The sequence below is a fragment of the Enterovirga sp. genome (assembly GCF_035325185.1).
Lineage (GTDB): Bacteria > Pseudomonadota > Alphaproteobacteria > Rhizobiales > Beijerinckiaceae > Enterovirga.
The window spans coordinates 1-8,131 of the sequence record NZ_DAOLAJ010000003.1 but is presented as its reverse complement, the minus strand read 5'-3'; the positions used below and the strand labels follow the sequence as shown (position 1 = coordinate 8,131).

The following is an 8,131-nucleotide window of genomic DNA, read 5'->3' as shown; positions in this document are numbered from 1 at the left end:
GTCCGCTGGCTCGGCCGCTACGACATGCGCTTCTTCGAGGGGCGCGGGATCTTCGACGGGCCCGCGGACGCGCCCCCCGGCAGCGCCCGCACCGCCATGTGGATCGCCGACAAGCCCGCCCGGCCGCTCGACTTCATCTCGCTGGCCGCTCTTTCGGATGCCTTCATCGTGCGCATCTTCCACCTGCGCGGGCGCCCCGCCCGCGCAGGCACGGTGTCGATCACGACCTATTTCTACGCGACCGAGGCCGACTTGGCCCGCCAGGGCACGCGGCCGCTGATCGCCGTCGCGGATGGCCGCGTCTTCCGGCACGGCTTCCACGACCAGACCGGGGAACTCTGGGGCGCCGACGGCACGCTGCTCGCCGTCACCACGCAGACGGTGTGGTACAAGGAATGAGGGGGCGTCTCTACGCCCCGCCGCACAAGTGCTGGGAATCGGGCAACTGCCAGGAGCCGTGCGTGCGAAGGTTGGTGGTCTTGTAGATCTTCCCCCGCTCGTCCCCCTTCGGACAATCCTGCGGCAGCGAGACGAGGCAGGTGATCACCCGGTCGCCGATGCGGGAGGCCCCGACCTCCGGGACGAACTGATAGGAGATGCCCACCACGCCGTTGCGCAGGACGACGCTCGTGCCCTCGTCGGTGCCGGGAGAGCTTGGCTTCACCAGCTTGTCGCTGAAGCGGGTTCCGATGGATTGGATGGACGTCCGAACGCATTCGCCGATCCGCTTCGGCATTGCGGCTGCCGCCGGCCAGGACGAGCAGCAGATCACCGAGACCGCCCCAGCGATCAGGCCGAGTTCACGAAGCTGCATGGCACCCTCCTTCGTCACGTCTCCGGCACGTTCCTTTCCAGCTCCGCGAGCCAGGGCGCGGCCGTGCCGTCCGAGGGCGCGCGCCAGTCGCCACGCGGAGAAAGCGAGCCGCCGGCCACGACCTTCGGCCCATTGGGAAGGGCCGAGCGCTTGAACTGGGCGAAGCCGAAGAAGCGGCTCAGGAACACCGCCATCCAGCGCCGGATCGTCGGGCGATCATAGGCCCGCCGGCCCGATTGCGGAAAGGCCGGCGGCCATGAGCCCGCCGCGGCGTCGCCCCAGGCCCGCTCGGCGAGGAAGACCACCTTCGAGGGACGCATGCCGTAGCGCAGGATGTAGAAGAGGTTGAAATCCTGCAATTCGTAGGGGCCGATCCGGGCCTGGGTGGACTGGATGTTGCCCGCCTCGGCCGGGATCAGCTCGGGGCTGATCTCGGTGTTCAGGACGTCGAGCAGCACCTCGCCGGCCGCCCTCTCGAACTCGCCGGAGGCCGCGACCCAGCGGATCAGGTGCTGGATCAGCGTCTTCGGCACCCCGGCATTGACGTTGTAATGGCTCATCTGGTCGCCGACGCCGTAGGTGCACCAGCCGAGCGCCAGTTCGGAGAGGTCGCCCGTGCCGATCACGATGCCGCCATGCTGGTTGGCGAGGCGGAAGAGGTAATCGGTGCGCAGGCCCGCCTGCACGTTCTCGAAGGTCGTGTCGTAGACCGGCTCGCCCCGCCCGTAGGGGTGGCCCATGGTCTCCAGCATCAGCGTCGCGGTCGGGCGGATGTCGAGTTCCGCCTGCGTGACGCCGAGCGCGCTCATGAGGCGGATCGCGTTGGTCTTCGTCTCGTCGGAGGTGCCGAAGCCCGGCATGGTATAGGCGAGGATGTCGGTGCGCGGCAGGCCGAGCCGGTCGAAGGCCGCCGCCGTGACGATCAGGGCATGGGTCGAATCGAGCCCGCCCGAGACGCCGATGACGACGCGCCGCGTGGCCGTGGCCCGCAAGCGCTGCTCGAGCCCGGCCACCTGGATGTTGTAGCCCTCGTAGCAATCCTGCCGCAGCAGGGCGGGATCGGCCGGCACGAAGGGGAAGCGCTCGACCCGGCGCTCGAAGCCCACATCGCCCCGTGGCGGATCGAGTCGGAAGCGGATCGTGCGAAAAGTCCGCCCCTCCCCCTGCCCGTCGAGCACCCGCCGATTGTCGTCGAAGGTGCCGGTCGAGGCGCGCTCCAGGCGGAGGAGGTCGAGATCGAGATCGGCGATCGTGACCACGGCGCCGCGGGCGAAGCGCTCGCCCTCGGCGAGCAGCGCGCCGGCCTCGTGGATCGAGGTCTGGCCGTCCCAGCCGAGATCGGTGGTCGATTCCCCCGCCCCGCCCGCCGCGTAGATATAGGCGGCGGCGTAGCGCATCGAGGAGGAGCGGCACAGGAGCCCCCGCGATCGGGCGCGCCCGATCGTGATCGGGCTGCCCGAGAGATTGGCGAGCACGCTCGCCCCCGCCAGGGCCAGCCGGGCAGCGGGGGGGGCGGGAACCCACATATCCTCGCAGATCTCGATCCCGATCGTGAGGCCCGGCACGTCCGACGCCTCGAAGAGGAGGTCCGTGCCGAAGGGTGCCGTCAGCGGCCCGACCGCGATCTCCCCGGCCGGCGCCCCGGCGCCGGAGGCGAAATGGCGCGCCTCGTAGAATTCCCGATAGGTCGGCAGGTGAATCTTCGGCACGACGCCGAGCAGGCGCCCGCGATGGATGACGCAGGCGGTGTTGTAGAGCCGCGAGCCGTGGCGCAGGGGGGCGCCGACGATCAGGACCGGCAGCAGCCGCGCCGACGCCTCGACCAGGGCGCCGATGCCGCGCTCGACGCCGTCGAGCAGGACGTCCTGGTGAAGCAGGTCCTCGATCGCGTAGCCCGAGAGCGCCAGTTCCGGGAAGACGGCGACCGCCACCGCCTTCTCGTGGCAGGTCCGCGCCGCCTCGATCAGCGCCGCCGCATTGGCCGCGGGATCGGCCACGGAAGACCGGATCGTGCAGGCCGCGGCCCGCGCGAAGCCGTGGCGATAAAGGGAGCGGAAATCGAAATCCGCCTGGGCTGAGGCTTGGGCTGGCATGCGCCCTCATATGAGCATCGCCCCGCCCTCGCCAAAGGCTTTCGGCGGGTTCGGGACAATCAGCCGAGCGCCCGCTCCAGCAGCGCGAGGGCGGCAGCAGCGAAGACGCGCATATTGGCCGGGCGGTCACCGTGGCCCGTCTCCAACGTGGTCACGGTCTCGACCGGCCCGCTGAGCGCGAAACAGGCATGGCCGGCCGCATCGCCGTAGCGGTTTCCCGCCGGCCCGGCCGCGCCCGTCTCGGAGAGGCCCCAGCTCGTCCCGAAACGCTCGCGCATCCGCGCCGCGCAGAGCGCGGCATAGGGCTCGGAAGCCGAGCGGATGCCCCGCTCGCACATCTCCGCCGGCGAGATGCCGAGCAGCACCTCACGCGCCGTCGCCGTATAGACGACGGCCCCGCCCATGAAGAAGGCCGAGGCGCCGGGCACGGCCAGCAACGCCGCGGAAATCAGCCCGCCGGCCGAGGATTCGGAGACGGCGATGGTCTCCCCGCGCGCGATCAGCTTCGCCGCGACCCGCGCGGCGAGCGCATCGAGATCATCCATGCCCGGCCTCTCCTTCGGGGGATGGCGGCTCCTCGTCCACCCTGAAGCGGAAGGATCGCATCGTCAGCGCGCTCAGCCAATCGGGCAGGAAGGGGCTCAGCCGCGCCACCCAGCTCAGCGGGAAGGGAAAGACGATGACGGCCTTGTCCCGCTCGAGCCCGCGCCGGATGAGGGCGGCGGTCCTGCCGACGGGCACCACCTGCGGCTGCCATCCCTTGAAGCGCCTGCCCATGCCCGCATCGATATAGCCGGGACAGACGACGCTCACCCGCACTCCCGTGCGCCGCAGCCGCTCCCGCAGCGCGAGGCCCCAGGCCAGGAGGCCGGCCTTCGAGGCGCTGTAGCCGGGCGAATCGGGCAGCGCCACGTAGGCGGCGAGCGAACTCATCAGGGCGATCTGTCCCCGTCCCCGCGCCGCCATGCGGCCGGCGAGCGGCGCGACCGTGTTCAGCGCCCCCAGCAGATTGGTCTCGATCTCCTCGAAGGAGGAGATGATGTCGCCCGGATCGTCGCGGGTCGGCTTCTGCACCCCGGCATTGGCGATCAGGAGATCCAGGGGTGCGGCCTCGTCCATGCGCCGCAGGGCCTCGGACGCCGCCTCCCGGTCGCGGATGTCGAGCACCAGGATCTCCGCCTCGGCGCCGGCGGCGCGGCAGGCCGCCGCCACCGTCTCGAGCCGGCCCGCATCGCGGCCGGCGAGGACGAGCGAGACGCCCGGCCCCGCATATTCGCGCGCCAGCGCCTCGCCGATGCCGCGCGAGGCGCCCGAGATCAGGATTCGCCGTCCGCTCACGTCCCACCCTCCTTTCCCTCGCTTATCGGCCTCGGAGCGACGGAGGACAATCCGCCGCCGAAAGCAGGCGGGGCGAAACCACCGCCCGCCATGGACCTGCCCCGCCCGAAATGGCAACGAGCGCGGCATGACGCGCCCCATCCTCTTCGACGTGACGCGGCTCCTGACGCGGCTCCGCTACGGCGCCCCGACCGGGATCGACCGGGTGGACCTCGCCTACGCCTCTCATTTTCTCGCCGGGACGGACGGAAGAAATCGCGCGGTGTCGCTGACCCCGGCCGGCGCCCGTCTCCTGCCCGAAGACGCGACGGCCTCGCTCCTCGCGACGCTCGGCGCGCGCTGGCGCGGGACGGCGGCGGGCTACGCCCCCGCCGCGGACCGGCTGACGGCCTGGCTCGGACGGCCGCCGGAGCCGCCCCCGCCGGATCATCTCCCGCGGCAGAAGCCGACGCTCCTGCGAGGCGCCACGGATCTCGCCCTGCGCACGCTCCATGCCCGCATCCAGCAGGAGGCGGCCCGGCACGCCCCGCGCGACGCGGCCTACCTGCACACCTCGCATCTGCGGCTCGACCGGCCCGCCATGTTCCAGTGGCTGGAGAGCCGGCCCGACATCAGGCCGGTCTTCTTCGTGCAGGACCTGATCCCGATCGAATATCCCGAATACGGCATCCCCGGCGAGGATCGCCGCCACCGCACCCGCCTCGCGACGGTCAGCCGCCACGCGGCGGCCGTGCTGACCAGCTCGGAGGACGTCGCCGGGAGCTTCCGGCTCCATGCCGAGCGCGCGGGCCTGCGGGCCGCGCCGCGGATCGTCACCGCGCCGATCGGGGTCGAGGAGGCGTTCCTCGCCGCGCCCGCGGCGCTCCCGGCCCGGCGCCCCTATTTCGTCGTGTGCAGCACCATCGAGGCCCGCAAGAATCACCTGCTCCTGCTCCAGATCTGGCGCGACCTCGCGCGGCGGCTGGCGGAGGAGGAGATGCCCGCCCTCGTGATCGTCGGCCGCCGCGGCTGGGAGAGCGAGGCGGCGGCAGATCTCCTGGAACGCTGCGAGGCGATCCGTCCGCATGTGATCGAGGCCCCGAACCTGCCGACCGCCACCCTCGCCTCGCTGATCGCCGGGGCCCGCGCCCTGCTGATGCCCTCGTTCAGCGAGGGCTACGGCATTCCCGTGGCCGAGGCCACGGCCATGGGCGCGCCCGTGATCGCCTCCGACCTGCCCTCCCACCGCGAGATCGCGGCCGGGACCGCCACCCTGCTCGACCCGCTCGACGGCAAGGGCTGGAGGGAGGCGATCCTGCGCGCGCTGCGCGAGCCTCCGGCCCCGCGCCGTCCGGGCCGGGCGGCGACATGGGAGGCGCATTTCGACATCGTCGAGGCGCTCGTCGCCGATCTCTGAATCTCCCATCCGGACCGGGCGGCGGGATCGAAAGTCCTTTTGGAGATTTTCGAGCGGGACGGACCCGGCCTGCGCGAGGAATCGCGCCCGGGCCGAAAGCAGAGGCGATTCCGCCGGAAAAGGGAGGGGGTCTAAGACTTCGTTTCCGATTGCGCCGCCATGGTCGAGACTGGCCGGCCGCTTGCGGGTGTCTTGCAGGTGTGTTGACCGGGCGACACTCGTCGACCAAACGACCGGGTGTGGCGCGACGGCGCTATCTGAGCCATCGGAACGGTGGCAAGACGCGGTGTCGTAACAGATTTGGGTGACGGGTGAGCGTACATCGCAACATGTCGCGCAGCCTCCTGCTCACGGCGATCCTTGCCGCGGCCGGATGCTCGACATTGCCGACGACGGGGCCGACCGCGGATCAGGTCGTGTCCAACGGGGACAATTCGCTGGAGCGGCGCTACGTCATCGTCGATCTCGACGAGAGGGCGGTCTCCGTCCTGTCGCGCCTGCCGGGTCCCTCCTTCCGCGCGCATTTCGGCGATTACCGGCCCCCGCCCGAGAACCGCATCGGTGTCGGCGACGAAGTGCGCGTCACCATCTGGGAGGCGGCCGCCGGCGGCCTCTTCTCGAATGCCAGCGCCGTCGACCGCTTCGGCACCGGCGCGCGGAGCGCCATCATTCCCGACCAGGTCGTGGCGCGCGACGGCGCGATCACCGTCCCCTATGCCGGACGCATCCAGGTCGCCGGACTGACGCCGCCGGAGGTCGAGCACACGGTGCTGGAGCGTCTCTCCGGCAAGGCCATCGAGCCCCAGGTCCTCGTCACCGTCTCGCGCAACATCACCAACAGCGTGACCGTGACCGGGGAGACCACCAACGGCGCGCGCATTCCGCTCAGCGCCAAGGGGGACCGCGTCCTGGACGCCATTGCGGCGGCGGGCGGGGTCCGCGGCGCGGTGCACGAAGCCTTCGTGCGCCTGACCCGCGGCCGCGCCACCGTGACGGTGCCGATGGAGACGATCCTCGCCAATCCGCAGGAGAACGTCTATCTGCGCGGCGGCGACGTCATCACCGTCGTCAACGAGCCGCGGACCTACACCGCCTTCGGCGCGGTCGGGCAGAATACGGTCGTCCCGTTCGGCCGGATCTCCCTGTCCCTGGAGGAGGCGATCGCCAAGGCGGGGGGCCTGCTCGACAACAAGGCCGACCCGAACGGCGTCTTCCTGCTGCGCTTCGAGCCGCCGAGCACGGCGGCCGCCCTCCAGCCCGGGCGGCCCATCGACAAGCGCGAGCGCATGATCCCCGTCGTCTATCGCCTCGCCCTGCGCGACGCGAAGAGCTACTTCCTCGCCCGCACCTTCCAGATGCGCGACAAGGACACCATCTACGTGGCCAACGCCTCGGCGGCCGAGCTGCAGAAGTTCCTCAGCCTCGTCGCGACCCTGACCTCGCCGGTCGCCACGGGCGTCGGCGTCGCCGGCTCGGCGAGCCGCCTCTGATGAAGACGCGCGCCGCAATCGCCTGGGAGGCGAAGAAGCCCCTCACGGTCGAGACGATCGAGGTGGAAGGCCCCAAGGCCGGCGAGGTGCTCGTCGAGGTGATGGCGACGGGCATCTGCCACACGGACGCCTATACGCTCTCGGGCCTCGACAGCGAGGGCAAGTTCCCCGCGATCCTCGGCCACGAGGGCGCGGGCATCGTGCGCGAGGTCGGCGCGGGCGTGACCTCGGTCAGGCCGGGCGACCACGTCATCCCGCTCTACACGCCCGAATGCCGCAACTGCAAAAGCTGCCTGTCGCGGCGCACCAACCTCTGCACCGCCATCCGGGCGACGCAGGGCCAGGGCGTCATGCCCGACGGGACGAGCCGCTTCGCCTGCGAGGCGGCCGGCGGGAGCGGGTCGAAGACCGTCTTCCACTATATGGGCTGCTCGACCTTCTCGAACTTCACGGTCCTGCCCGAGATCGCGGTGGCGAAGGTCCGCGAGGACGCGCCCTTCGACAAGATCTGCTATATCGGCTGCGGCGTGACCACCGGCATCGGGGCGGTGGTCAACACCGCCAAGGTCTGGCCCGGCGCGAACGTCGCCGTCTTCGGGCTCGGCGGCATCGGCCTCAACGTGATCCAGGGCGCCCGCATGGTCGGCGCCGACAGGATCATCGGCGTGGACCTCAACAACGACAAGCGGGCCATGGCCGAGAAATTCGGCATGACCGACTTCGTCAATCCCCGCGAGATCGGCAACGACAAGGTGGTGCAGGCCATCGTCGACCTCACGGGCGGGGGCGCCGATTTCTCCTTCGACGCGACCGGCAATACCGACGTGATGCGCCAGGCGCTCGAATGCTGCCACCGGGGCTGGGGCGAGTCGATCATCATCGGCGTCGCCGAGGCCGGGCGCGAGATCGCGACCCGCCCGTTCCAGCTCGTCACCGGCCGCGTCTGGAAAGGCACCGCCTTCGGCGGCGCGAGGGGCCGCACCGACGTGCCGAAGATCGT

Annotated in this window: 7 protein-coding genes and 1 pseudogene; 4 read left to right on the top strand and 4 right to left on the bottom strand. The window is 71.0% G+C overall.

Annotated elements, in window-relative coordinates; all coding sequences use genetic code 11:
- Positions 1 to 399, top strand: a pseudogene (locus PKD06_RS01020) (thioesterase family protein); the annotation flags it as partial.
- A gap of 10 nt (positions 400 to 409) precedes the next feature.
- Here PKD06_RS01020 and PKD06_RS01015 read toward each other — a convergent pair.
- Genes PKD06_RS01015 through PKD06_RS01000 form a run of 4 tightly spaced genes read right to left on the bottom strand, consistent with a single transcriptional unit; the run spans position 410 to position 4,245 of the window.
- Positions 410 to 814 (bottom strand): hypothetical protein, encoded by a 405-nt coding sequence (locus tag PKD06_RS01015; RefSeq protein ID WP_324376854.1) that lies wholly within the window; start codon positions 812 to 814, stop codon positions 410 to 412.
- Positions 815 to 828: 14 nt separating this feature from the next.
- The gene (locus PKD06_RS01010) at positions 829 to 2,907 is read right to left on the bottom strand and encodes an NAD(+) synthase (protein ID WP_324376852.1); all 2,079 of its coding nucleotides are present in this window, start codon (positions 2,905 to 2,907) and stop codon (positions 829 to 831) included.
- A gap of 59 nt (positions 2,908 to 2,966) precedes the next feature.
- Positions 2,967 to 3,452, bottom strand: coding sequence for a CinA family protein (locus tag PKD06_RS01005; RefSeq protein WP_324376850.1), 486 nt, complete (start codon positions 3,450 to 3,452; stop codon positions 2,967 to 2,969).
- Entirely contained in the window at positions 3,445 to 4,245 is an 801-nt protein-coding gene (locus PKD06_RS01000; RefSeq protein ID WP_324376848.1) for an SDR family NAD(P)-dependent oxidoreductase, read from the bottom strand. The genes PKD06_RS01005 and PKD06_RS01000 overlap by 8 nt, the downstream gene beginning before the upstream one ends.
- A gap of 127 nt (positions 4,246 to 4,372) precedes the next feature.
- Between PKD06_RS01000 and PKD06_RS00995 the strand changes: the two genes are divergently transcribed.
- The 3 genes from PKD06_RS00995 to PKD06_RS00985 form a co-directional block, all read left to right on the top strand.
- Positions 4,373 to 5,641, top strand: coding sequence for a glycosyltransferase family 1 protein (locus PKD06_RS00995; RefSeq protein WP_324376846.1), 1,269 nt, complete (start codon positions 4,373 to 4,375; stop codon positions 5,639 to 5,641).
- Positions 5,642 to 5,970: 329 nt separating this feature from the next.
- Positions 5,971 to 7,131, top strand: coding sequence for a polysaccharide biosynthesis/export family protein (locus PKD06_RS00990; RefSeq protein ID WP_324376844.1), 1,161 nt, complete (start codon positions 5,971 to 5,973; stop codon positions 7,129 to 7,131).
- Positions 7,131 to 8,131: zinc-binding dehydrogenase (locus tag PKD06_RS00985; RefSeq protein WP_324376842.1), on the top strand; the 1,001-nt coding region annotated here is incomplete at its 3' end. The genes PKD06_RS00990 and PKD06_RS00985, both read left to right, overlap by 1 nt.